The 23,339-nt window shown below is 64.9% G+C and carries 21 protein-coding genes; 17 read left to right on the top strand and 4 right to left on the bottom strand.

Annotated features, from left to right (window positions below; genetic code table 11):
- Positions 1–41: 41 nt before the first annotated feature.
- Together AC3WUM_RS12900 and AC3WUM_RS12905 are read right to left on the bottom strand one after the other, a co-directional pair.
- Entirely contained in the window at positions 42–617 is a 576-nt protein-coding gene (locus AC3WUM_RS12900) for a D-sedoheptulose 7-phosphate isomerase (RefSeq protein ID WP_492410796.1), read from the bottom strand.
- Between the two features lie 690 nt (positions 618–1,307).
- Positions 1,308–2,003 carry a response regulator gene (locus AC3WUM_RS12905; protein WP_492410715.1) on the bottom strand — a complete coding sequence of 232 codons (696 nt, stop codon included), beginning with the start codon at positions 2,001–2,003 and terminating at the stop codon, positions 1,308–1,310.
- A 159-nt stretch (positions 2,004–2,162) separates the two neighbouring features.
- On the opposite strand from AC3WUM_RS12905, the gene AC3WUM_RS12910 reads away from it, so the two are divergent.
- The 5 genes from AC3WUM_RS12910 (at position 2,163) to AC3WUM_RS12930 (ending at position 8,575) form a co-directional block, all read left to right on the top strand.
- Positions 2,163–3,371 (top strand): DcaP family trimeric outer membrane transporter, encoded by a 1,209-nt coding sequence (locus AC3WUM_RS12910; RefSeq protein WP_492410716.1) that lies wholly within the window; start codon positions 2,163–2,165, stop codon positions 3,369–3,371.
- A 69-nt stretch (positions 3,372–3,440) separates the two neighbouring features.
- Positions 3,441–4,283, top strand: coding sequence for a 23S rRNA (adenine(2030)-N(6))-methyltransferase RlmJ (locus tag AC3WUM_RS12915; protein ID WP_492410717.1), 843 nt, complete (start codon positions 3,441–3,443; stop codon positions 4,281–4,283).
- Positions 4,268–4,810 carry an NUDIX hydrolase gene (locus AC3WUM_RS12920; RefSeq protein ID WP_492410718.1) on the top strand — a complete coding sequence of 181 codons (543 nt, stop codon included), beginning with the start codon at positions 4,268–4,270 and terminating at the stop codon, positions 4,808–4,810. The genes AC3WUM_RS12915 and AC3WUM_RS12920 overlap by 16 nt, the downstream gene beginning before the upstream one ends.
- 133 nt (positions 4,811–4,943) lie before the next feature.
- Positions 4,944–6,383 (top strand): DUF1329 domain-containing protein, encoded by a 1,440-nt coding sequence (locus AC3WUM_RS12925; protein WP_492410719.1) that lies wholly within the window; start codon positions 4,944–4,946, stop codon positions 6,381–6,383.
- A 41-nt stretch (positions 6,384–6,424) separates the two neighbouring features.
- Complete coding sequence (locus tag AC3WUM_RS12930) at positions 6,425–8,575, top strand: DUF1302 domain-containing protein (RefSeq protein ID WP_492410720.1); 2,151 nt, start codon at positions 6,425–6,427, stop codon at positions 8,573–8,575.
- 27 nt (positions 8,576–8,602) lie between these two features.
- Here the strand turns inward: AC3WUM_RS12930 and AC3WUM_RS12935 are convergent, their stop codons facing one another.
- Positions 8,603–9,487 (bottom strand): AraC family transcriptional regulator, encoded by an 885-nt coding sequence (locus AC3WUM_RS12935; protein WP_492410721.1) that lies wholly within the window; start codon positions 9,485–9,487, stop codon positions 8,603–8,605.
- 208 nt (positions 9,488–9,695) lie between these two features.
- On the opposite strand from AC3WUM_RS12935, the gene bufA2 reads away from it, so the two are divergent.
- The 12 genes from bufA2 (at position 9,696) to AC3WUM_RS12995 (ending at position 22,790) form a co-directional block, all read left to right on the top strand.
- Positions 9,696–9,986, top strand: a complete 291-nt coding sequence (gene bufA2 / locus AC3WUM_RS12940; RefSeq protein ID WP_492410723.1) for a BufA2 family periplasmic bufferin-type metallophore — start codon at positions 9,696–9,698, stop codon at positions 9,984–9,986.
- Between the two features lie 85 nt (positions 9,987–10,071).
- Complete coding sequence (gene bufB / locus AC3WUM_RS12945) at positions 10,072–10,914, top strand: MNIO family bufferin maturase (RefSeq protein WP_492410724.1); 843 nt, start codon at positions 10,072–10,074, stop codon at positions 10,912–10,914.
- On the top strand, positions 10,911–11,708 hold the full coding sequence (locus tag AC3WUM_RS12950; RefSeq protein ID WP_492410725.1) for an HvfC/BufC family peptide modification chaperone: 798 nt from the start codon (positions 10,911–10,913) through the stop codon (positions 11,706–11,708). The genes bufB and AC3WUM_RS12950 overlap by 4 nt, the downstream gene beginning before the upstream one ends.
- A gap of 32 nt (positions 11,709–11,740) precedes the next feature.
- Positions 11,741–12,226, top strand: a complete 486-nt coding sequence (locus AC3WUM_RS12955) for a DoxX family protein (RefSeq protein ID WP_492410726.1) — start codon at positions 11,741–11,743, stop codon at positions 12,224–12,226.
- Positions 12,227–12,418: 192 nt separating this feature from the next.
- On the top strand, positions 12,419–14,320 hold the full coding sequence (gene thiC / locus AC3WUM_RS12960) for a phosphomethylpyrimidine synthase ThiC (RefSeq protein WP_492410727.1): 1,902 nt from the start codon (positions 12,419–12,421) through the stop codon (positions 14,318–14,320).
- Positions 14,321–14,327: 7 nt separating this feature from the next.
- Entirely contained in the window at positions 14,328–15,401 is a 1,074-nt protein-coding gene (locus AC3WUM_RS12965) for a hypothetical protein (RefSeq protein ID WP_492410728.1), read from the top strand.
- A 102-nt stretch (positions 15,402–15,503) separates the two neighbouring features.
- A complete protein-coding gene (locus AC3WUM_RS12970; protein ID WP_492410729.1) occupies positions 15,504–15,755 on the top strand; it encodes a type II toxin-antitoxin system Phd/YefM family antitoxin in 252 nt (83 codons plus the stop codon).
- A complete protein-coding gene (locus AC3WUM_RS12975) occupies positions 15,752–16,159 on the top strand; it encodes a type II toxin-antitoxin system VapC family toxin (RefSeq protein WP_492410730.1) in 408 nt (135 codons plus the stop codon). The genes AC3WUM_RS12970 and AC3WUM_RS12975 overlap by 4 nt, the downstream gene beginning before the upstream one ends.
- A complete protein-coding gene (locus AC3WUM_RS12980) occupies positions 16,156–17,610 on the top strand; it encodes a DUF3375 domain-containing protein (protein WP_492410731.1) in 1,455 nt (484 codons plus the stop codon). The genes AC3WUM_RS12975 and AC3WUM_RS12980 overlap by 4 nt, the downstream gene beginning before the upstream one ends.
- A 2-nt stretch (positions 17,611–17,612) precedes the next feature.
- A complete protein-coding gene (locus tag AC3WUM_RS12985) occupies positions 17,613–18,230 on the top strand; it encodes a DUF4194 domain-containing protein (RefSeq protein WP_492410732.1) in 618 nt (205 codons plus the stop codon).
- Entirely contained in the window at positions 18,223–21,600 is a 3,378-nt protein-coding gene (locus AC3WUM_RS12990) for an ATP-binding protein (protein ID WP_492410733.1), read from the top strand. Before AC3WUM_RS12985 ends, AC3WUM_RS12990 begins: the two co-directional genes overlap by 8 nt.
- Positions 21,597–22,790: a Wadjet anti-phage system protein JetD domain-containing protein gene (locus AC3WUM_RS12995; RefSeq protein WP_492410734.1), complete on the top strand. Its 1,194-nt coding sequence runs from the start codon at positions 21,597–21,599 to the stop codon at positions 22,788–22,790. Before AC3WUM_RS12990 ends, AC3WUM_RS12995 begins: the two co-directional genes overlap by 4 nt.
- Here AC3WUM_RS12995 and AC3WUM_RS13000 read toward each other — a convergent pair.
- Positions 22,780–23,262 (bottom strand): YajQ family cyclic di-GMP-binding protein, encoded by a 483-nt coding sequence (locus tag AC3WUM_RS13000; RefSeq protein WP_492410735.1) that lies wholly within the window; start codon positions 23,260–23,262, stop codon positions 22,780–22,782. The genes AC3WUM_RS12995 and AC3WUM_RS13000 overlap by 11 nt on opposite strands.
- Between the last annotated feature and the right edge of the window lie 77 nt (positions 23,263–23,339).

Consider the following 23,339-nt stretch of genomic DNA (forward strand, 5'->3'; position numbering starts at 1 on the left):
CCGGTTCGTTGCGAAGGACGCGCGGGCCCGAATCGCGAGCGCTACTTGCGATACTCCGCCGCAAACAGCCGCTCTTCGATGAGCGCGCACAGGATGTGGCCGATCAGACCATGCCCTTCCTGAATGCGTGGCGTATGCGACGACGGCGAGGCGAGCACGTGATCGGCGAGCTCGTGTATGCGCCCGCCTTCGCCGCACATCGCCACGCAATGGATCTGCTTGCTGCGCGCCATCTCCATCGCCTTGAGCACGTTCTTCGAGTTGCCCGAAGTACTCAGGCCGATGAACACGTCGCCCGCACGGCCCAGCGATTCGACCTGGCGCGAGAACAGGCGCTCGTAGCCGTAATCGTTGCCGATCGCGGTGAGCGCGGACGTATCCGTCGTCAGCGCGATCGCCGCGAGGCCCGGGCGATCGAATTCGAAGCGCGCAACGAGTTCGGCCGCGATGTGCTGCGCATCGGCGGCACTGCCGCCGTTGCCCGCGATCAGGATCTTGCCGCCGGCCTTCAAGGACTCGATGCAGAGGTCGACCACGTCGAGCAGCGTGTTCTGCAGGCTGGCGTCCGCGAGCATGCGCTGCTTGAGCGCGAGCGAATCGGACAGCATGCCGAGCATCGCAGCGCGGCCTCGGTCGGTTGCTGGGGTGGTCATGGCGAGCCCTTTGGAGGTGATGGCTGGATTTTACCGCGCCCGGGGTTTTGCATCGGCCAGCATGCTTTTCCATCAGCTGCCCCTCTCTCCCCGCCTTCGGCGGGACTCTCTCCCGCGAGCGGGAGAGAGGACAGGCAGCGAGTGGTTCAACGGCGAATCCAGTTGCGAATCTAGTGTGCACCCTCACCCGGCGCTATCGCGCGCGCCACCCTTGTCCCGCACGCGGGAGAGGGGACTGCATTGGGTAGCTCTAAATTCAAGACCAGCAGCGAGGCGTAGCGAGCCAGACGCTGTTGACGTTCAACCCCTGGCAGCGCCGGCTGGAGTGGCGCGCGCAGGGGGCAGCCGGACAGGACGTCCGGCTGAGCTTCGTCGCGACTAGAACGTTGCATCGCGTCGAAGCGACCCTGAGCACGTCGCTCCAGACGGGTACCCGTTCGTCGTGCAACGACGAACGGGCGCGGACTCGGGGCATGCTTTCTCTTGCCTACTTCTCTTTGCACGAGCAAAGAGAAGTAGGGCCTGACCGGCGAGGTCAAGCGCTCTCAGCACTCAGCCCAACTGCAAGCGAAGCTCGAACCAACACCAGCCCCTCTCTCCCCTCGCTAATCACGAGGGACTCTCTCCCGCAAGCGGGAGAGAGGACCAACGAACTCACTCCGTCTCCGCATCCTCTCCAACACCCAAATCCGGCGGCGCCAGACGCCCACTCTCCGCACTGAGCAGCCGCTGCGCGAGCACCGCCGCCTGCGTCCGCCGATACAAGCCGAGCTTGCGCAGGATCGCCGTCACGTGCGCCTTGATGGTCGCCTCCGACACGTCGAGCTCCGCTCCGATCTGCTTGTTGAGCCGTCCATCCGCCAGCAGCGTCAGCACGCGGAACTGCTGCGGCGTCAGGCTCGCGATGCGCGCCGCAAGCTCGGCGTCCGCATCGGCGGCAGACTCCGCGGAATCGAGTCCTTGCGGAACCCAGGTGCCGCCATCGAGCACCACGCGCAGGCCCTGCGCGATCGCCTCCATGCTCGACGATTTCGGAATGAAGGCGCTCGCTCCGAAGTCGAGTGCGCGGCGGATCACGCCGGCGTCTTCTTCGGCCGACACGATCGCAACCGGCAGCGCCGGATACTGCGCGCGCAATTCGATCAGTGTTGAAAAGCCCTGCGCTCCGGGCATGCGCAGATCGAGCAGCAGCAGGTCGGCATCGAAATGCGCTTCGACCACGCCTTGCAGTTCGGGAACGCCGGCCGCTTCGATCACGCGCACACCAGGCAGCAGCTTGCCGAGCGCTTCACGCAGCGCTGCGCGAAACAACGGGTGATCGTCGGCAATGATGACGAGGGAAGGATTCATGCGCCGCAGGCTATTCCAAGTTCTGCGCGCTCGCCAGCTGCTTCGACTTTGGTCGCGATTCGACCAAGGGTGAATGGGCGTCGCACCGCATCGTGACCATGCTGAGTCCAACAAGGCCGACCGCTGCACATATAACGGCCGAACGACGAGGAGAAAACGATGCACGCTTTGCTGCGCCCGCGCGCCGTGCGCGCCCCCGCCTGCCTGCTCGGCACGGCCATTCTGATTTCGAGCCTCATGTTCGCGGCCGACGCCCGTGCGGGCGGCACCGATCTGGGCGACGTCAAGTTCACCTGGGGCGGCTACATCAAGCTCGACACGCTCTACAGCCGTTATTCGGATGGCCCGGCCGCGCAGAATCTCGGCCGCGACGCCTACATTCCGAACCAGATTCCGGTGACTGCGGACGGCAGCCCGCGCAGCTACGTCGACTTCCACGCCAAGGAGACACGGCTGTACCTGAAGGCCGAGACGCTCGTCGAAGGGCACAAGCTCGGCGGCCACGTGGAATTCGACTTCATCGTCAACCAGGGCGCGGCGAACGAGATCACGAGCAACGCCTACAACGCTGGCCTGCGCCGCGCCTTCATCACCTTCGACGACTGGCTGATCGGCCAGGAATGGACCACGTTCCAGAACATGACGGCGCTGCCCGACGTGCTCGACCTCGTGAACTTTCCAACCGAAGGCACGGTGTTCATCCGCCAGCCGATGCTGCGCTACACCCACGGCGGCTTCATGTTCGCGATCGAGAACCCGGAGAGCACGATCGCACCGAACGGCGGCGGGCCGGCATTCACGAACACCGACGAGAACAATTCGATCCCCGACCTGATCGCCCGCTACAACTTCAAAGTCGCGGGCGCGGACCTGTCGATCTCCGGCCTCGCGCGTCAGATCGTCGACAAGGGCGCGCTCGATGGCGGCGACGACCAGGCCTGGGGTTACGGCGCCTCGTTCGCGGGCAAGCTGCAGCTCGGCGAGCGCGATGACCTTCGCTTCATGCTCAACGGCGGCGACGGCGTGGGCCGCTACCTGGCGCTCAACACGGTCGGCGATGCGGTGATCGACGAGCAAGGCGATCTCGAAACCCTGCGCATCGTCAACGGCTACCTCGTCCATCACCACGTCTGGACGCCGAAAATCCGCAGCAACGAAGGCATCTCGCATTTCGACGCCGATGTCGGCGGCGGCAATCTCGGCGGGGCGACGACGAAGAAGGTCAGCAATGCCTTCGTCAACCTGATCTACGCGCCCGTGAAGCCGTTCTGGGTCGGCGCCGAGCTGCGCTACGCCGAGCGCGAAACGCTGGCCGGGCTCAAGGGCGATCTGTGGCGCCTGCAGTTCTCGGCCAAGTACAGCTTCTAAAAAGCGCGTCCCGACCGGCGCGCGCAGCGCGATGGCACACTAGGCGCCTCTCCTACGCGGCGCCTCGCTTTGCACTACCGACACCATTACCACGCCGGCAATTTCGCGGATGTCTTCAAGCATCTGCTGCTGATCGGCCTGATCCAGGCGCTCAACCGCAAGGACAAGCCCTGGTTCTTTCTCGACACCCATGCCGGCGCGGGCAGCTACGACCTGCGCCACGACATCGCCGCCAGGACCGCCGAATGGCATGACGGCATCGGCCGGCTTGCCGGCCTGTCCAGCGAGGATCCGGTGCTCGGCGCCTACCTGGCGCTCGCGGCCGATCCGGCTCGCTATCCGGGCTCTCCGCTGATCGCGGCCGCGCTCGCGCGTCCGGGCGATCGGCTGGCGCTCTGCGAGAAAGTCCCCGAGGTGGCCGAGACGCTCGAACGCTCGCTGCGCAGCGAGCGCCGCACGCCGGAGTGGGCCGTCCACCATCGCGACGGCTACGAAGCCGCCTCGCTGCTGCCGCCGAAGGAGAAGCGCGGCCTGGTGCTGATCGACCCGCCGTTCGAGCGCACCGACGAGTACGACGCCATCGCCGGGCTGATCGCGAACGCGCAATCGCGCTTCGCCCAGGGCCAGTACGTGGCCTGGTACCCGGTCAAGAACCGCTTCGAAGCCGACCGCTTCGTGCGCCGCGTGGCGCGCGATTCGGTGCGTCCGGTGCTCGACGTTCGCTTCGACAACGGCGAGCCGGCCGAAGGCCAGATGCACGTCTGCGGCATGCTCGTGGTGAATCCGCCGTTCCGCCTGCTCGAAAGCCTGCAGGCCGCTTTCGACGAGATGCGCCGCCATCTCGCGCTCGGTCCCGGCGCCGCCGTGACCTCCCAGTGGCTCAAGACCGAAGACCAATGCCTAAAAAGCTAGATCCCGATGTGCGCGTGCTGCACCAAGGCGAGTTCCTGCTGCTGCTGCGCCGCGAGCACTGGGAGTACGTGATCCGCCCGAACTCGAGCGGGGCCTGCTTCGTGATCGCGGTGACCGATGACGACGAACTCGTGCTCGTGGAGCAGTACCGCTGGCCGCTGCGCGCGAACACCCTCGAGCTGCCGGCCGGCATCATCGGCGACAGCGAGGCCTTCGCCGACGAGGACGCCGCCGCCAGCGCCCTGCGCGAGCTCGAGGAAGAAACCGGCTTTCGCGGCAGCCAGGCCAGGCTGATCCTCACGGCGCCGACCGCGGGCGGGCTCACGGCCGAGCAGAGCTACTTCGTGCGCGTGACCGGTCTGACGCGCGTGGGCGAAGGCGGCGGCGTCGACGACGAGGCCATCACCGTGCATTGCGTGAAGGTCTCCGAAGTCGACGACTTCATCGAGGCGCAGCGCGCCCGCGGCCTGCAGGTCGATGCGCGCATCCTCGCCGCCCTGCACCTGCTGAGCCGCGAACGCCGCTGAAAGCCGCTGGTTGGGCTCGATTTCTCCCTAGCCTCGGATGCATCCAGGACGGTAGTTTCTCCCGCAGTTCCGGACTGGCCGTTCAGGTCGCCGTTCGGACATAAGAATCGATAAGACGACGAGGAGAAGTTCGATGCAGACCAGACCGGCGCATGCGCTGCCGTCCGATCGCGGCTCGCTGTTCGTTTCCCGCAGCGTTCGCCGCAACCGCGCCTCGCGCCTGCTGCGAACCACCGCATTGAGCTGCGCCCTGCTGATGCCCGGCGTGGCCGAAGCCAAGGTCAGCCCGGAAGAAGCGCGCCGCCTCGGCGCCGATCTGACGCCGCTAGGCGGCGAGAAGAAGGGCAACGCCGGCGGCTCGATTCCGGCCTGGGACGGCGGCTATTCGATTCCGCAGCCCGCGGCCGGCAAGGAACGCGATCCGGCCAGCTACAAGCTGCTGTCCGACGACAAGCCGCTGTACACGATCAGCAGCGCCAACCTGGCGCAGTACAAGGACAAGCTCACGGCCGGCGCGCAGGCGCTGTTCGCGCGCTTCCCGTCCTCGTACAGGATGAACGTGTATCCGACGCGCCGTACCGCCAGGACGCCCGACTTCATCAACGCCGCCACCGCCAAGAACGCGCTCAACGCCGAACTCGGCAACCAGGGCGAGAGCCTGATCGGGGCCGTCACCGGCATTCCATTTCCGATTCCGAAGTCCGGCATCGAGGTGATCTGGAACCACAAGTTGCGCTATCGCGGCCTGTCGCTGCAGCGCTGGAACGCGCAGCTCGCGGTGCAATCCAACGGCGCCTTCCAGCCCTATGTGCTGCGCGAGGACGTGCTGTTCCAGTACAACAAGTCCGGCATCACGCCTGAGTCGCTCAACAACGTGGCGCTGTACTTCTTGCAGTTCACCACCGCGCCCGAGCGCCAGGTCGGCAACGTCGTGCTGGTGCACGAGACGCTCGATCAGGTGAAGGAGCCGCGTCGCGCCTGGCTCTACAACCCGGGCCAGCGCCGCATCCGCCGCGCGCCGAACGTGGCCTACGACAACCCAGGCACCGGCTCCGACGGCCTGCGCACCAACGATCAGCTCGACGCCTTCAACGGCGCCACCGACCGCTACACCTGGAAGCTGCTCGGCAAGAAGGAAATGATCGTGCCGTACAACTCGGTGAAGCTGCTCGACGACAAGCTCAAGTACGCGCAGATCGCCAAGGCCGGCCACATGAACGTGGAGCTGCCGCGCTACGAGCTGCATCGCGTCTGGGTCGTGGAAGCCGAGCTCAAGCCGGGCACTTCGCACGTCTACAAGCGCCGCAGCTTCTACGTCGACGAGGACACCTGGACCATTCTCGCGGTCGACAACTACGACCAGCGCGGCACGCTCTGGCGCGTGCAGGAGACGCATCAGGTGCAGCTGCCCTGGCTCGATCGCGTCGGCCCGGTCTGCGGCTCGGTCTACGACCTGCAGTCCAACCGCTACCTGCTGCAGGAAATGAGCAACGAGGCGCCGCTGTTCAAGGACGTCGAGTTCGATATCGATCATTTCTCGACGGGTTCCGTGCAGCGCATGGCGGAGCGGTAAGAACAGCAGAACGGTACGGCCCAGCGTACTTGGGGGAGAACATGAGCAAGCAACAGAAATCCGTCGCCACGGCGACGGGGCGCGCCGCCGCGGGCATCGCTTTCGGCGTACTGGCGATGCCGGCCGAGGCCTTCGAGTTCGAAGTCGGCGGCAAATCGATCCGCATCGACAGCCTCGTCACTATCGGCGCGCTGATGCGCACACAGGATCGTGACGATGCGCTGGTGGGCAAGAGCAGCCTGCAGCCGGGGCTCTGCATCTCGACCGCGGCGCGCAACGCGGCCGGCGAGCCCACGCTGTTCACCGGCGATGCCTGCGCCTCCAACAACGCCGAGGCCAACCAGCGCTTCGTCGACGCGCCGGGTTCGTACAACCCCAACGGCGACAACGGCAACCTGTCGTTCGACAAGGGCGACGTGGTGCACGCGGCCACCAAGCTGACCACCGACTTCAATACCAACATCGGCGGCTACAACCTGTTCGCGCGCACGCTGCTGTTCTACGACCCGCTCTACGACGATCACGAGATCCGCCACCCCGACACCACGATGCAGCCCGCGCGCGAGGACTTCTCCAAGGGCGGCAAGAAGGCGCTCGGCCAGGATTTCCGCTTCCTCGACTACTTCGTCTCCAAGCCCTTCGAAGCCTTCGATCGCGACTTCAGCATCAAGGTCGGCAATCACGTGCTGAACTGGGGCGAGAGCTCGTTCCTGGTGCTCAACTCGCTGAACTCGATCAACCCGCCGGACCAGTCGCGACTGCGCATTCCGGGCTTCGACATCAAGGAGCTGTCGCAGCCGCTCGGCATGGTCTCGCTCAATGGCCAGATCACCGAGAACACCGGCTTCGAGTTGTTCTATCAATACGACTGGAAGCCGATCCTGATCGACCCGGTCGGCAGCTTCTTCTCCACCTCGGACACGCTCGGCGAAGGCGGCACCTACGCGATGCTGTCGTTCGGCAAGGCACCCGAAGACCCTTACGAATACTACGCACCGAACCGCAATCCTCAGGACACCACCGGCCTGCTCGGCTCGGCTAGCGATCGCACGGTGCTGCGCGATTACGACGAAGAGCGCCGTCGCCGTCCCGACGACGGCGGCCAGTACGGCGTCTCGCTGAAGACCTTCCTCGAGAACTTCAACGGCGGCACAGAGCTGGCGTTCTACTACGCGAACTACCACTCGCGCATCCCGAGCGTGAGCTTCATCGCGGCCGACGAAACCTGCCTGTCCGGGCCGACCGGCGTCGCGCTCGCGAACTTTTTGACCTGCCGCGCCACCGGCGGCGAGCCGCTGCCGGTCGGCAGCGCAAAACTGTTCGCCGAATATCCCGAAGACATCCACATGTTCGGGACTTCGTTCAACACCAACGTGGGCGACTGGGCGCTGTCGGGCGAATACGCGTTCCGCAGCAACCTGCCGATCCAGATCCACACCACCGACCTGACCTTCGCCGCGCTGCAGCCAGCGTTTCCGACGGCCGACGTGAACCTGGGCATCGCGACGATTCCGGGCCGCCGTTCGGCGGTGCCCGATTTCGTCCAGACCACCTACCGCGGCGAGCCGGTGACGGCCAACCAGTACATTCGCGGCTACGAGCGCATGAAAGTCGGCCAGCTCGGGCTGACCGCGATCAACACCATCGGCGGCGGCAACTGGCTCGGGGCGACGCAGATCCTGCTGCTGTTCGAAACCGGCTGGACCCATGTGTTCAACATGCCGGGCCTCGACGAGCTGCAGTTCCAGGGCGCCGAGGTCAACACGCACATCAGCTCGGGCGCGGATGGCTCGGTTGGCATCAATCCGGTCGACGTGCGCAGCGATCCGGACGATCCGTCGACCAACGTCAGCGACAACGGCACGCGCCAGAACCCGACCAAACAGCGCCGCTACGGCTTCGGCACCGCCGATTCGGCCGGCTATCGCGCGGTGGCGCAGACGCGTTACGACAACCTGTTCCTGGGCATCAACGTCGAGTTCCTGACCGCGATCTTCCACGACGTCTACGGCGTGGCGCCGGGCCTGGGCCAGAACTTCGTCGAAGGCCGCATCACCGCGATCGGCGGCGTACGCTTCGATTACCTAAACACCTACAACCTCGACATTCGCTACACCTACTACGCCGATACCAGGCTCGACGCGCTGCGCGACCGCGACAACCTGCTGATGTTCTTCGGCTATCAGTTCTGAGCCTCAGGACACCGAAGGCGCGGGCGCTCAGTCGTCCGCGCCTTCGGAACGCACCTTGCCGGGGCCCACGCCTTCGAGGCGCTTGAAGAAGCGCCGGAACGCGGCCTCGCTCTTGTAGCCGAGCAATTCGGCGATCGACGCGACCGACAGGCGGCGGTTGCGCAGCAGCCGCTTGGCTTCGATCGCGCGCCAGTTCGCCAGATACTGGATCGGCGGCACGCCGAGGACTTCGGAAAACAGCTCGGCGAAGGCCGTGCGCGACATCCCCGCCTGCTGGGCCATCGACTGGATCGTCCAGTCTTCTCCGGGCCTGGCGTGCACGGCCGAGAGCGCCCGGCACAGGCGCGGATCGGCCAGTGCCGCGAGCAGCCCGCGCGGATCGGGGGCCGCGCGCACGTATTCGCAAACCGCCATCGTGAACAGCGAATCGGCGAGCTTGTTCTGCACCATCTGCCGGCCCCAGCGGCGATCGGTCGAGGTCTGCGCGAGCATCGAAGCCAGTGAACGAAAACCGTCGCTGCTGTCCTGGCTGCGCACGACGAAGTACGCCGGCAGCGCATTGAAGATCGGGTGGCGGCTGCCCATGACGAACTCGAGTTCGCCGCAGAGCATTGCCGTCTCGCATTCGGCCTGCGGCTGCGCGGCACCGGATTCCGCGACCGCGACGAGCGAATGCCGCATGCCGGCCGGGAACACGATCAGGTCACCGCTCTGCAGCCGCTGCGGCAGGCCGTCCGCATCGCCGTGCACCCAGCACTCGCCCTCGGTCAGCAGATGGAACTGGCCGTAGCGGGTCGCCGGCTCCTGCTCGAACCAGCTGCCGCAGTAGCGCACGTTGGCGGTGATTTCGACCCGCAGCTGGTACGAGCCGAGTACCGATTCGAGCACGGTGTCGATGGGATTGGAGTTCATGGCGGCAAGCCTAGTGACCCGCGAAGCAGGCTCCCATGCTCGTCCGTCCACCGTTTCGTGCGCAAGCGTCCGCCCCCATCGCCGGGCGGACGATCGGGCATGAAGGTGGAACGGCCGGGAATATCGGCGCAGGCGCAGGGAATCGAACATGGCCGCAGACGCAAGCGCGGCGCCGCCGGGCTCGTCCGAACCCAACAGAGGACTTCACATGTCGAACATCGCCAGCCGTACCGCCAAGACTTCGGGCTTCGCGCTCGCCGCAGCCGCCGCATCGCTATTCCTGACCGCGCCGATGGCGCAGGCCGAGAACGCCGGTAGCAGCGGCACCGCCACCGGCCACTGCATGGGCGCCAACGCCTGCAAGGGACAGGGCGCGTGCAAGACCGCCGCCAATGCCTGCAAGGGGCAGAACGGTTGCAAGGGCCAGGGTTTCACCGAAGCCAGCGAGAAGGACTGCTCGGCCAGCGGCGGCAAGTTCGAAAAGCCGTCCAAGAAGTAAGCGAACCGACTGCCGCCGACGGCGTGGGCTGCTCGCCTGCGCCGTCGGACGGCATACGCCAGCCAGCGTTTTCCAGGGAATCGCCATGACATCGCGCACACCACCACTGAAAGGCTACGGCCTGGGCCTGCGGCCGCCGCACTACGAGGCCATCCTGAGCGGGAATCCGTCGGTGGACTGGTTCGAAGTGCTCAGCGAGAACTATCTCGTGGGCGGAGGAGCGCCGCTGTACTTTCTCGACCGCATCGCCGAGCGCTATCCGGTCGCGATGCATGGAGTTTCGCTGTCGATCGGCGGCAGCGACGAACTCGATCGCGACTATCTGCGCGAGTTGCGCAAGCTCGCCGATCGCATCCAGCCGCGCCTGGTATCGGACCACCTGTGCTGGACCGGCATCGATGGCGCGCAGCTGCACGACCTGCTGCCACTGCCGCAGACCGAGGAGGCGGTGCGTCACGTCGCCGCGCGCGTCCGGCAGGTACAGGACGCGCTCGCTCGCCCGCTGCTGCTCGAAAACGTGTCGAGCTACCTGCAGTTCGCGCATTCCACGCTCAGCGAATGGGATTTTCTGGTCGCCGTCGCCGAGCAGGCCGATTGCGGCCTGCTACTCGACGTCAACAACGTCTACGTCAACAGCGTCAATCACGGCTTCGACGCGCATCGCTATCTCGACGCGCTGCCGCCGCGGCGCGTGAAGCAGATTCACCTCGCCGGGCACAGCCGCTCGGCCGACGGGACGCTGCTGATCGACACCCACGACCAGCCGGTTGCCGAAGCCGTGTGGTCACTCTACGAATACGCGGTGCGCCGCTTCGGCCCGGTGCCGGTGATGATCGAGCGCGACGACCGCATTCCGCCACTGGACGAGCTGCTCGACGAACTCGACCGCGCACGCCGCATCGTCGGCAGCCTGGCGCTGGCCGCATGAGCGGCTCCGTGCCCACGCTGGCGCAGACGCAGCGCCAGCTGCAGCGCTGGATTCTGTGCGAATCGCCGCATCAGACCGCAGCGCCACAGCGCGCGCTGCTCGAGCGCGTCGCGGGCGACCCGAAGCAGGCCGCGCAGCGTGCGGGCATCTATCACACGGCCTATCGGCTGCGCCTCGACGAGGTGCTGGCCAACGATTATCCGGTGCTGGCCGCCGTGGCCGGCGAAGCGTTCGCCGACATCGCCGAACGCTATCGGCGCGCGCATCCCTCGCGGCATCCGTCGGCGCGCTGGTACGGCCGCCACCTGCCCGCGATGCTCGGCGATTCGGCGCTCCGCGACCTCGCGAGCCTCGAATGGGCGCTCGGCGAAGCCTTCGATGCGGCGGACGCCGATCCCGTCGTGCTCGAGGACCTGGCCGGATTGCCGGCCGATGCCTGGGCCGGACTCGGCTTCGCCTTCCATCCGAGCCTGCAGCTGTTGAGCCTCAAGGCCGACCTCGCACCCCTGATGGCGGCGGAATCACCGCAGCATCACGACCCGATCGAACGCCGGCCCGAAGCCGCGGACTGGCTGGTCTGGCGACATCGGCGTCAGTCGCACTGGCGCGTGCTGCCCGAAGACGAAGCCGCCAGCCTGCGCAGCGCGAGGGCCGGCGCGAGCTTCGAAGCGCTCTGCGAGCAGCTCTGCGAATGGCATCCGCCCGAGCACGTCGCCCAGCGCGCCGCCGGCCTGCTCAAGCGCTGGATCGTCGATGGCCTCGTCGCAAGCCTTCGTCACCCGGCGATGCGCTGATCACTTCACTCTCCCGCTCACAAGGACACTCCATGCAAAACATCTCGTCGCCCAACCGGCTCGCGCTCTGGCTGGAGCGCTCACGCGAACTCACAGCCGCGCTCGACTGGCTCGCCCCGCTCGCGGTGCGACTGGTCTTCGGCTACTTCTGGCTCGAAACCGGATGGGCCAAGCTGCACAACCTCGACGGCTTCGCCGGGCGTTTCGCGCAATGGGGCATTCCGTTTCCGGAGCTCAGTGCGCTGGCCTGCGCGGTCGTCGAATTCGGCGGCGGCGCACTCATGATGCTGGGCCTGGCGACCCGCCTGACCATGCTGCCGATGATCGTCAACATGCTCGTCGCCCTGCTCGTGGTGGTGCTGCCCGGCATCTCCACGCTCGACGAATTCGTGGAGCTCGACGAGGTGCTCTACGTGCTGCTGTTCCTGTGGCTGCTGATCGCGGGTCCCGGCCGTGTGAGCCTGGATCACTGGCTGGCGAGCCGCCTGGATGCGCGTTCCGTGCACGCGAGCGGCTGACGGCATTGCCCGCACGCCCATCGATCGCGTAAGGTGGCCGCCTAGCCGGGGGTGCCCGTGCCGCTGAATCAACAGCGGTGCTGGCTGAGATCACACCCTAGGAACCTGGCCGGGAAACCGGCGTAGGGATGGCTCTCGCAATCGCCCGTCCGTGGCGTCGGCAGCGCATCCCCTCCTTGCATGAGGATGCACATGAACCTGCCGCTCGATCCCAAAGCTTCCGAGCTGTTCCGCCTCGCCGACGAGTTGTCGGCCGACGTGCGTCGCCCGTTTCCGAACAGCCGCAAGATCTACGTCGAAGGCTCGGCCGGCGTCCGCGTGCCGATGCGCGAGATCAGCCAGACCGACACGCGCACCGAAGCCGGCCCGGTCGCCAATCCGCCGATCACGGTCTACGACACCTCGGGTCCCTACTCCGACCCGAACGTCACGATCGACCTGCGCCAGGGCCTGCCGAGCGTGCGCGAGGCCTGGATCGAGGCGCGCGGCGACACCGAGCAGCTCAAGGGTCCGAGCTCGCTGTTCGGCCGCATCCGCGCCGCAGACGACAAGACCGCGAACCTGCGCTTCGAGCACATTCGCGCCCCGCGCAAAGCCAAGGCCGGCGCCAATGTTTCGCAGATGCACTACGCGCGCCGCGGCATCATCACGCCCGAGATGGAATACATCGCGATTCGCGAGAACGCGCGGCTCGAAGAGCTGCGCGAGACGTATGAGCAGGCCGGCTACCTGCGCCGCATGCACGCGGGCAATTCGTTCGGCGCGCAGCTGCAGAAGCAGATCACGCCCGAGTTCGTGCGCAGCGAAGTCGCGCGCGGCCGCGCGATCATTCCGGCCAACATCAACCACCCGGAACTCGAGCCGATGATCATCGGCCGCAACTTCCGCGTGAAGATCAACGCCAACATTGGCAACTCGGCGGTGACCTCGTCGATCGCCGAAGAAGTCGAGAAAATGGTGTGGTCGACGCGCTGGGGCGGCGATACCGTGATGGACCTGTCGACCGGCAAGAACATCCATGAAACGCGCGAGTGGATCCTGCGCAACTCGCCGGTGCCGATCGGCACCGTGCCGATCTACCAGGCGCTCGAAAAGGTCAACGGCAAGGCCGAGGAACTGACCTGGGAAATCTATCGCGACACCCTGATCGAGCAGGCCGAACAAGGCGTCGATTACTTCACGATCCACGCCGGCGTGCTGCTGCGCTACATCCCGTGGACCGCGAATCGCGTGACCGGCATCGTTTCGCGTGGTGGAAGCATTCTCGCCAAGTGGTGCCTCGCGCATCACAAGGAGAACTTCCTCTACACGCATTTCGAAGAAATCTGCGAAATCATGAAGGCCTACGACGTAAGCTTCTCGCTCGGCGACGGCCTGCGTCCGGGCTCGATCGCCGATGCCAACGACGAGGCGCAGTTCGGCGAGCTGCACACGCTCGGCGAACTCACGAACATCGCCTGGAAGCACGACGTGCAGGTGATGATCGAAGGCCCCGGTCACGTGCCGATGCACCTGATCAAGGAGAACATGGAGGAGCAGCTCAAGCATTGCTATGAAGCGCCCTTCTACACGCTCGGCCCGCTGACCACCGACATCGCGCCGGGCTACGACCACATCACGAGCGGCATCGGCGCCGCGAACATCGGCTGGTACGGTTGCGCGATGCTCTGCTACGTCACGCCGAAGGAGCACCTCGGCCTGCCCGACAAGGACGACGTGCGCGAAGGCATCATCACCTACAAGCTCGCGGCGCACGCGGCCGATCTGGCCAAGGGCTTTCCGGGCACGCAGGTGCGCGACAACGCGCTGAGCAAGGCGCGCTTCGAGTTCCGCTGGGAAGACCAGTTCAACCTCGGTCTCGATCCCGAAAAGGCGCAGGAATTCCACGACGAAACCCTGCCGCAGGAAGGCGCCAAGCTCGCGCACTTCTGCTCCATGTGCGGCCCGCACTTCTGCTCGATGAAGATCACGCAGGACGTGCGCGATTACGCGGCCAAGGTCGGCGCGAGCGAGGCCGAAGCGCTCGAAAAGGGCATGGCCGAGAAGTCGCAGGAATTCATCAAGCTCGGTGCGGAAGTCTATCGGCCCGAATGAGGCCCGCATGAGCCTGTCGACCGCCGACACCGAAGTCGCGGCGACGGTCGACAGGCTGCTGCTCGAACGCGGCGGACTCGATTTCTTCGAGCTGCTGCTGCGCTTGAACCTCATCGATACCGGCGGCACTTTGCTCGCCGCATCCGAGGCCGTCGCCGACACACTCGACGCGGCGCACGCCTATGCCTCGCAGCAAGGCCTGCGAACCGCGAGCGGCGCGATGTTCCTGCCGTTGCCGGCGCGCTGCCGCGTCGTCATGAGCAAGTCGCCGCGATCGCAATTCGATCTGCTGCGCGACAACCAGGGGCTCTACGCCGAAACGCAGCTGCGCGATGCCCTGCTCGACCGGCGCTTCGATACCGCGAGTGAATTGCTCGCACGTGTCGACGACCGACAAGCGTACGGCGAATTCGCGCAGCTCATCGAAGCCGCGACGACGCTGGCGGCCGACAACGACGCCGAGCGCATCGAAAAGCAGCTTTCAGCGCTCGCACATCACAGACTCGGCGACAACGCGGCGGCCTATCTGCGCGGACTCTGGAGCGCGCTGGCCGAACGCCAGGCCGGATTGCGCTTCGATCCGCAACGCCCGCAGCACCACGCGAGCCACGCCTGGCTGCAGGCCGGCGAAGCCGAACGCGCAGTCGACGCGATCGCGATGGAACCAGGCTGGCGCGACGACGCGCAACTGCTCACGCGCATGGCCCTCGCCTGCGCCGACTGCGGCCGCAGCGGTGAAGCACGCCTGGCCTGGATGCGTCTGTGCTGGCTACATCCGCAAGCGGCGGAGCAGGCTTTCGACGAATCGCAGGCCGATCCCTCGCTGCTCGCGCACTGGAACGATTTCCAATCCGATGAAGTCGCCTACGAGACCGTGGAATTCCCAGCCCGGCTGTTGATCGCCGACCCCGGCCAGCAATTCAGCGTTCCCGCAGAGCAGGCACCGCAGACACGGGCCGGCGCACTTTATGCAGCAATGGAAGCGCTTATCGTCAGCAACGGTGCGATAGACAACAGGCGGCGCGTGCACGCGCTATCCCCTGCCCTGGTCAGGCGTTATTTGGACAGGCCAATACCGTGACCCAGTTCACCTTTGGGAGCGAAATGAATCCGCCTGACGCCTTGCCCCGCGCATTGACAGCGGTAAACTGGTCTAAATTCAGACTAGCTCCGGGAATTCGTTATGGAAGTCGGCGCCTACGAGGCCAAAACCCACCTGCCCAAACTGCTGGAGCGCGTAGCCCGCGGAGAGCGCATCACCATCACCAAGCACGGCAAGCCGGTAGCCGAGCTGATCCCCGCCAACCAACCCGACCTGGAACAGCGCCGCAAGGCCTGGGATGAGCTGATGGCGCTGAAGGAAAGGCTGCGCCAAAGCGGCGTCAGCGTTACCAAGGAAGAAATCATCGCCTGGAAGAACGAGGGCAGGCGGTGACCGATGCGCTGGTGATCGACTGCAGCGCCTTCCTGGCCTCGGTACTGCCGGATGAAAACTGCCCCGGCCAGATTCTCTCGCAGATGCGCGATACCGTTTGGGTTGCTCCCGCACACTGGGCCAGCGAAGTCGGCAACAGCTTGCTGGTATGCGAGCGCCGCAATCGCATCAAGCCAGGGGTCGCCGACGACATTCTCGAGAGCCTGCGCGATCGTCCACTGGAACTAGAGCCCGCCACGCTGGAACCCGCCCTACGCGCCACCCTGGCCATCGCCCGCCAGCACAAGCTCACCGTCTACGACGCCGCTTACCTTGAACTCGCCCTGCGCCGCAAACTGCCGTTGGCGACGCTGGACGACGACCTGCGGCGCGGCGCGAAGAAGGCGGGAGTGACGCTGGCGTGAGTCTGGACTACGCCACCCTGGACCAGCTCCGTCAAGGACATCCAGCGTGGCGCTTGCTCGTGTCTCAGCACGCACCGCTCATCGCGAGCTTTCTGTACAAAACCTTCATCGCCCCCAACGTCCGCACCCTGCCCCAGGCGGATCTGGCCGAGGCGCTCGAAGACGAACTGTTCGGCCTGCGCGAGCGCCTGGGGCCGGACAGTTTCCCAAAATCCGCCCTGGACTATCTCAACGACTGGGCCGGCAATGACAAGGGTTGGCTACGCAAGTTTTATCGCAGTGATTCGGACGAGCCTCAGTTCGACCTGACACCGTCCACGGAAAAAGCGCTGTCCTGGCTGACAACGCTGACCGAGCGCTCCTTCGTCGGCACCGAATCGCGCTTGCTGACGTTGTTCGAGTTGCTCAAGCAGATCAGTGCCGGCAGTGAGGCCGACCCAGCCGCTCGCATCGCTGAGCTTCAGCGGCGGCGCGACGCCATCGACGCCGAAATAGCGCGCGTCACCGCCGGCGACATCGCCCTGCTCGACGACACCGCGATCAAGGACCGTTTCCAGCAATTCAGCAGTCTGGCGCGCGAACTGCTCAGCGATTTCCGCGAGGTTGAACACAACTTCCGGGGCCTCGACCGGCGCGTGCGCGAGCAGGTGGCATTGTGGAGTGGCAGCAAGGGCTCGTTGCTGCAGGAGATCATGGGAGAGCGCGATGCGATCGCCGACTCCGACCAGGGCCGCAGCTTCCGCGCGTTCTGGGATTTTCTGATGTCGACGCGACGGCAGGAAGAATTCACGCAGTTGCTGGAACGCGTACTCGGGCTACCACCGGTGGTTGCGCTCAATCCTGACAACCGAACCCGCCGCGTGCACTACGACTGGCTCGAAGCAGGCGAGCAGACACAGCGCACGGTAGCGCATCTGTCGCAGCAGCTGCGCCGCTTTCTCGACGACCAAGCCTGGTTGGAAAACCGGCGAATCATGGACATCCTGCGCGGTATCGAGGCCAAGGCGCTGGCGCTGCGCGATCAGCCACCCGCAGGCGATTGCATGTCTATCGCCGATACCGCAGCCGACATCGAACTGCCGATGGAGCGCCCGCTGTACGCGCCTGCCATCAAGGCGCGCATCGCCAGTATTCAACTGGAAGCCGGCGACGAGACGCTGGACACCGCTGCGCTGTTCTCGCAGGTGGTGATCGACAAGGCCAGGCTGGCGCAGAACATTCACCAGTCACTACAGGCGCAATCGCAAATCACCCTGCGCGAGCTCTGCGAGGCGCAGCCACTGCAGCAGGGCCTTGCCGAACTGGTTGCCTACCTGCATCTGGCGGGCGACAGATTCAAGACCACCGTGGACGAGAGCGTCGACGAAATTGTGGCCTGGCAAAGCCGCAAGCAAAGCGGCGAAACCGTTCAGAAGCGCGCACGGCTGCCGCGCGTGATCTTCGTGAGATGAGTATGAGCGACGTGCAGACCGCCAAGCCCGAACCCGCGCTTTCCGGCATCGTCGTGCCACTGCTCAAGGGCGTGCTCTACCAAGAAGCCGACACCACACGGTGGAGTGCCTTGCTCAGCTTGCAAACCCGTGTGCGCGACTATGTCGCAGTGCTGGGGCTGGAGCTGGTGCTGGATGAGGCCGAAGGCTACGCCTTCCTGCGTTCGCGCGTCCTTGGCGAGGAAGACGACGAGTCACGCCTGCCGCGCCTGATCGCGAGACGGCAACTGTCATTCCCCGTGAGCCTGCTACTGGCGCTGCTGCGCAAGAAGCTCGCGGAGTTCGATGCCGGTGCCGGTGATACGCGCCTGGTGCTATCCCATGATGACATCGCTGAGCTGATGCGGGTTTTCGTTGCGCAGAGCAGCAACGAAGCCAAGCTGGTTGACCAGATAGAGACTCACATCGACAAGATTATCGATCTTGGTTTTCTGAGACGGCTCAAGCCGCAGGCCGGACAGCCTCCGATGGTGGAAGTGCGGCGCATCCTGAAAGCCTTCGTCGATGCGCAATGGCTCTCCGAACTCGACCAGCGCCTGGCCGTCTACCAGGCGCAGCTCGCTGGCAAGAACGATGAGTGAAGACAGCGCGTTAACGCCCGATGCCGTATCCGAGGAAGCCCTCTCCGGCTTCCGCCTCGAACGCCTGGAGGTGTTCAACTGGGGCACCTTCGACGGCCGCGTCTGGAGCCTGGAGACCGCCGGCCGCAACGCACTGCTGACCGGCGACATCGGTTCCGGCAAATCCACGTTGGTTGACGCCGTCACCACCTTGCTGGTGCCAGCCCAACGCATCGCTTATAACAAAGCAGCAGGTGCCGACAGCAAGGAGCGCAGCCTGCGCTCCTACGTGCTCGGCCACTACAAGTCCGAACGCAGTGAAACCAGCGGCAACGCCAAGCCGGTGGCGTTGCGCGACACCGGCAGTTACTCGGTGATCCTCGGCGTGTTCCACAACGCCGGCTACGGCCAGACGGTGAGCTTGGCGCAGGTGTTCTGGATGAAGCCGATGCAGAGCCAGCCGGAGCGCTTCTACGTGGTGGCAGAAAAGCCGCTGGCGATCGCCGCGGACTTCGCCCAGTTCACGGACATCAACGCGTTGCGCAAGCGCTTGCGGAAAAGCGGTGCCGAACTGTTCGACTCCTTCCCGCCCTACGGCGCCTGGTTCCGCCGTCGCTTCGGCATCGACAACGAGCAGGCTCTGGAGTTGTTTCACCAGACCGTCTCGATGAAGTCCGTCGGCAATCTCACTGACTTCGTGCGCAGCCACATGCTGGAACCCTTCGACGTGGCGCTGCGCCTGCAAGCGCTCATCGACCACTTCGACGACCTCAACCGCGCCCACGAAGCCGTGCTCAAAGCCAAACGGCAGGTGGATGCGCTGCGCCCATTGGTAGCCGATGTCGGACGGCATGGTGAACTTGTGGCCGCGCTGGAGCGCCTGCGCGCCTGCCGCGATGCGCTCAAGCCCTATTTCGCCGGCCTGAAACTGGGGCTGTTGGACCGGCGCATCGAACTGCTCGCCAAGGAATGCCTTGGCTACGACGCGGAAGTCTCACGGCTTTGCGACGCACTGGCGGCCCATCGCGCCGAAGAGCAGCGCCTCAGAATCGCCATCCGCGATAATGGCGGCGATCGCATCGAGCAACTGGCGATCGAGATCGGGTCGAAAACTGCGGACAAGAAAAAACGCGAACTCAAGGCGGAACGCTACGCCGAATTGCTGGATGCGTTGATGCTGAAGCCGGCAGTCGACGAGACCGTATTTCATCGCCAGAAGCAGGAGCTGGAGGACATCGCCGCTGGGGTCATCGCGCGAGAAGCGCCGCTTCAGAACGAGCTGACCGAAGCGAACGTCGCCTTCCTGCAAGGACGCAATCAGCACCGCGAGCAGATGGATGAAATCAAAAGCCTGAAAGCCCGCCGCAGCAACATCCCGGCGGAGCAGATCGGCATGCGCTCAGCACTCTGTTCTGCTCTGGGCATCGACGACGAAGAAATGCCGTTCGCCGGTGAACTGATCCAGGTGCGCGAAGACGAGCGTGACTGGGAAGGCGCGGCCGAACGCCTGCTGCATGGCTTTGGCCTGGCACTGCTGGTTCCCGATGCACATTACAAGGACGTAGCCGAGTGGGTGGATCGCACTCACCTGAGAGCGCGTCTGGTCTACTACAGGGTTCGCGAAGGCCAGAAGCGCGGCACGACACCGGTGCTGCATAGGGACTCGCTGGTGCGCAAGCTCGCGATCAAGCCTGATTCGCCGTTCTACGCCTGGCTGGAAAATGAAATCACGCACCGCTTCAACGTGGCCTGTTGTGCGACACAGGAGCAGTTCCGCCGCGAAGCGCATGCCATCACCATGGCGGGCCAGATCAAGTCGGGTGGCGAACGGCACGAGAAGGATGACCGTCACCGGCTGGATGATCGCAGCCGCTATGTGTTGGGCTGGACCAACGCAGCTAAAATCGCGGCATTGCAAGCCAAGATCGCCATCCTGGAAAGGCAGATGGTGGATATCGGCAATCGCATTGCCCGATTGAAAAAGGAACAGGACGAGCTCAAGCCACGATCTGAAGCGCTGGTAGCGTTACGCGAGTACCGCGACTTCAGTGAACTGGACTGGCAATCCACGGCTGCCGCCATCGGGCGGCTGCTCGACGAGAAACGCCAGCTGGAAGCTGCTTCTGATGTGCTGAAAACGCTCACGGACCAGCTCAACGTGCTCGTGGATCACACCATCCAGGATGCCGAAGCCGCACTGCAAGGCAAGCGCCATCTCCGATCGACCACCGGCCAGAAGAAGGAAGACGCCGAAAGGCTGCATGCACAGGCATCACAGCTACTCGCGGAGTCCGGACAGTCGGCGCTCGCCAGCCACTTCGCCGAACTCGACAGGCTGCGGCCGGAGGCCCTGGGCGAACATACCTTGACCGTGGAAGCCTGCGACAACCGCGAGCGCGACTTCCGCGAATGGCTGCAGGCGCGGATCGACAGTGAAAACAAGGCCATCGAGCGGCTGCGCGAAAAGATCATCAAGGCGATGAAGGACTATTGCACGGCCTTCCCGCTCGATGCACAGGAAGTCGACGTCGCCATCGAAGCAGCACCGGAGTATCAGGCGATGCTGTCGCGCCTGGAAGCGGACGACCTGCCGAGTTTCGAGAAGCGCTTCAAGGAGCTGCTCAACGAAAACACCATTCGCGAAGTGGCCAACTTCCAGTCGCAACTGTACCGCGAGCGCGAAGACATCAAGGAGCGCATCGCGCGCATCAACGAATCGCTGACGCAGATCGACTACAACCCTGGCCGCTACATCGTGCTGGAGGCCCACCCCTCGCAGGATATGGAAATACGCGACTTCCAGACCGAGTTGCGCGCTTGCACGGAGGGCAGCCTCACGGGCTCCGATGATGCCCAATATTCCGAAGCCAAGTTTCTGCAAGTCAAACTCATCATCGAGCGCTTTCGCGGACGCGACGGGCAAACCGAGAGCGATCGCCGCTGGCGCGACAAGGTCACCGATGTGCGCCACTGGTTCGTCTTCGCCGCATCCGAGCGCTGGCGCGAGGATCATGCCGAACACGAGCACTATTCTGATTCCGGCGGAAAATCCGGCGGCCAGAAGGAAAAGCTGGCCTATACCATTCTCGCCGCCAGCCTGGCCTACCAGTTCGGCCTGGAGTGGGGCGCGGCGCGCTCGCGCTCCTTCCGCTTCGTGGTGATCGACGAGGCCTTCGGCCGCGGCTCTGATGAATCCGCACAATACGGCCTGCGCCTGTTCCAGCAGCTCAACCTGCAACTGCTGATCGTCACGCCGCTGCAGAAGATTCATATCATCGAGCCCTTCGTATCGAGTGTCGGCTTCGTGCATAACGAAGACGGTCGGGCGTCAAAGCTGCGCAACCTGTCAATCGAGGAATATCGCGCAGAGAAAGCGCTGCATACGGCATGAGCTGGACCACACCCGCCGACCTACGCGCGCAGGTGCAGAAGCTCTGGGATCGCGGCCTGCTGCTGGCCGATCCCTCCAGCCTGTTTCCGCTGCGTCTGCAGCTGAAAGACCCGACGTCGTCGGAGCTTTCCAACCGCTTCGCAGAGGTACAGTCCTGGATCGCACAACTGCGCACCATGCCACAGCTGCGCATCGAATGGCGCGAGTTGCGCCATCGCGTCATCGGCAGCAACCGACTGCCCGATACCGTATGGCTGGATTGCCTGGACGACGCGCTGTCGCTGATCGGCAAGCATGAAGCGGTCGACCGGTTTCGGAAGCTATCAGCGCTGACAGCCGGGCAGCAGCCCGCCGTCATGCCCTGGCTGGCGGCGCATCCGCTCTCCGTACTTCAACTCGCCGACGTATGGCCGCAGCTGTTGGACATCATCGGCTGGATGCAGGCACATCCGCGCCCCGGCATCTACCTGCGCCAGATAGACGTGCCCGGCGTCCATAGCAAGCTCGTCGAAGCACACCGCGCGACGCTGGCTCCGCTGCTGGATCTCGCGCTGCCCGCCGATGCCATCGACACACAAGCCAGCGGCATCGCGAACTTCAACCGTCGCTACGGATTCCGTGACGAACCGCCACGCCTGCGCTTCCGCATTCTAGACCCGGCACTGGCCCTGACGCCGGGCGGATGCGATCAGGACATCAGTCTGCGCAAGGACGCTTTTGCGCAACTGCAACTGCCCGTCACACGGGCCTTCATCACCGAGAACAAGACCAACTTCCTGGCCTTTCCGGCCGTGCCGGCAAGCCTGGTGATCTGGGGCGAGGGCTACGGCTTCGACATGCTCGGCGAAGCCGATTGGCTGAAGCACTGCGCATTGCACTACTGGGGCGACATCGACACGCACGGCTTCGCCATCCTCGACCAGCTGCGATCGCGACTGCCGCATACGCAATCGTTCCTGATGGATCGCGACACCCTGATGGCGCATCGCAGCCTATGGGGCAGCGAAGCCACGCCGCTGCAGCGCGATCTGCTACGGCTATCACCTGAAGAAAGCGCGCTCTACGACGACCTGCGCGACCAGCGGCTGAGCCCGAGCCTGCGGCTGGAACAGGAACACATCGGCTACGCTTGGCTAATCGAGAAGCTACGGACCCTGCTCTCAGAGCCTCCGCAGCTGCTCAATCCCTGAAATTCTCGAACTGCAGCGGCAGTTCGAGATCGGCCTTGCGCAGCAGTGCGATCGCGGTCTGCAGGTCGTCGCGCTTCTTGCCGATCACGCGCACTTTCTCACCGGCGATCTGGGTGTCGACCTTGAGCTTGGCCTCCTTGATCTTGGCGATGATCTTCTTCGCCTGCACCTGCTCGATGCCCTGCTTGATGGTGATCTTGCGGCGCGCGCCGGCGAGGTTGGTTTCGACATCGCCGAGCTCGATCGCGCGCAGGTCGATGTGCCGGCCGGCGAGCCGCTTGTGCAGGATTTCGAGCATCTGGTCGAGCTGGAATTCGCTCGGCGCGAACTGCGTCACGACGTTCTCTTCGTGCTCGAAGCGCGCATCGGTGCCGCGCAGGTCATAGCGATTGTCGAGATCGCGCTTGGCCTGGTCGATGGCGTTGGTGAGCTCGTGCTTGTCGACTTCGGAAACGATATCGAATGAGGGCATGGTGGAATCGCTGGAATGGGTGCCGAGGCGGCCATTGTCGCCCGACTGCAGCGCCGACGGGTACGCGTGTTGCTGTA

The sequence above is a fragment of the Hydrocarboniphaga sp. FW305-C-57 genome, assembly GCF_058783045.1.

Bases quoted from the DNA above. Each gene is read 5' to 3' on its own strand.
- AC3WUM_RS12905 (WP_492410715.1), bottom strand. From the start codon at position 2,003: ATGAATCCTTCCCTCGTCATCATTGCCGACGATCACCCGTTGTTTCGC.
- AC3WUM_RS12930 (WP_492410720.1), top strand. From the start codon at position 6,425: ATGAGCAAGCAACAGAAATCCGTCGCCACGGCGACGGGGCGCGCCGCC.
- AC3WUM_RS12970 (WP_492410729.1), top strand. From the start codon at position 15,504: ATGGAAGTCGGCGCCTACGAGGCCAAAACCCACCTGCCCAAACTGCTG.
- AC3WUM_RS12950 (WP_492410725.1), top strand. From the start codon at position 10,911: ATGAGCGGCTCCGTGCCCACGCTGGCGCAGACGCAGCGCCAGCTGCAG.
- AC3WUM_RS12995 (WP_492410734.1), top strand. From the start codon at position 21,597: ATGAGCTGGACCACACCCGCCGACCTACGCGCGCAGGTGCAGAAGCTC.
- AC3WUM_RS12965 (WP_492410728.1), top strand. From the start codon at position 14,328: ATGAGCCTGTCGACCGCCGACACCGAAGTCGCGGCGACGGTCGACAGG.
- AC3WUM_RS12920 (WP_492410718.1), top strand. From the start codon at position 4,268: ATGCCTAAAAAGCTAGATCCCGATGTGCGCGTGCTGCACCAAGGCGAG.
- AC3WUM_RS13000 (WP_492410735.1), bottom strand. From the start codon at position 23,262: ATGCCCTCATTCGATATCGTTTCCGAAGTCGACAAGCACGAGCTCACC.
- AC3WUM_RS12955 (WP_492410726.1), top strand. From the start codon at position 11,741: ATGCAAAACATCTCGTCGCCCAACCGGCTCGCGCTCTGGCTGGAGCGC.
- AC3WUM_RS12985 (WP_492410732.1), top strand. From the start codon at position 17,613: ATGAGCGACGTGCAGACCGCCAAGCCCGAACCCGCGCTTTCCGGCATC.
- AC3WUM_RS12935 (WP_492410721.1), bottom strand. From the start codon at position 9,487: ATGAACTCCAATCCCATCGACACCGTGCTCGAATCGGTACTCGGCTCG.
- AC3WUM_RS12925 (WP_492410719.1), top strand. From the start codon at position 4,944: ATGCAGACCAGACCGGCGCATGCGCTGCCGTCCGATCGCGGCTCGCTG.
- AC3WUM_RS12900 (WP_492410796.1), bottom strand. From the start codon at position 617: ATGCTCGGCATGCTGTCCGATTCGCTCGCGCTCAAGCAGCGCATGCTC.
- bufA2 (WP_492410723.1), top strand. From the start codon at position 9,696: ATGTCGAACATCGCCAGCCGTACCGCCAAGACTTCGGGCTTCGCGCTC.
- AC3WUM_RS12910 (WP_492410716.1), top strand. From the start codon at position 2,163: ATGCACGCTTTGCTGCGCCCGCGCGCCGTGCGCGCCCCCGCCTGCCTG.
- bufB (WP_492410724.1), top strand. From the start codon at position 10,072: ATGACATCGCGCACACCACCACTGAAAGGCTACGGCCTGGGCCTGCGG.
- thiC (WP_492410727.1), top strand. From the start codon at position 12,419: ATGAACCTGCCGCTCGATCCCAAAGCTTCCGAGCTGTTCCGCCTCGCC.
- AC3WUM_RS12990 (WP_492410733.1), top strand. From the start codon at position 18,223: ATGAGTGAAGACAGCGCGTTAACGCCCGATGCCGTATCCGAGGAAGCC.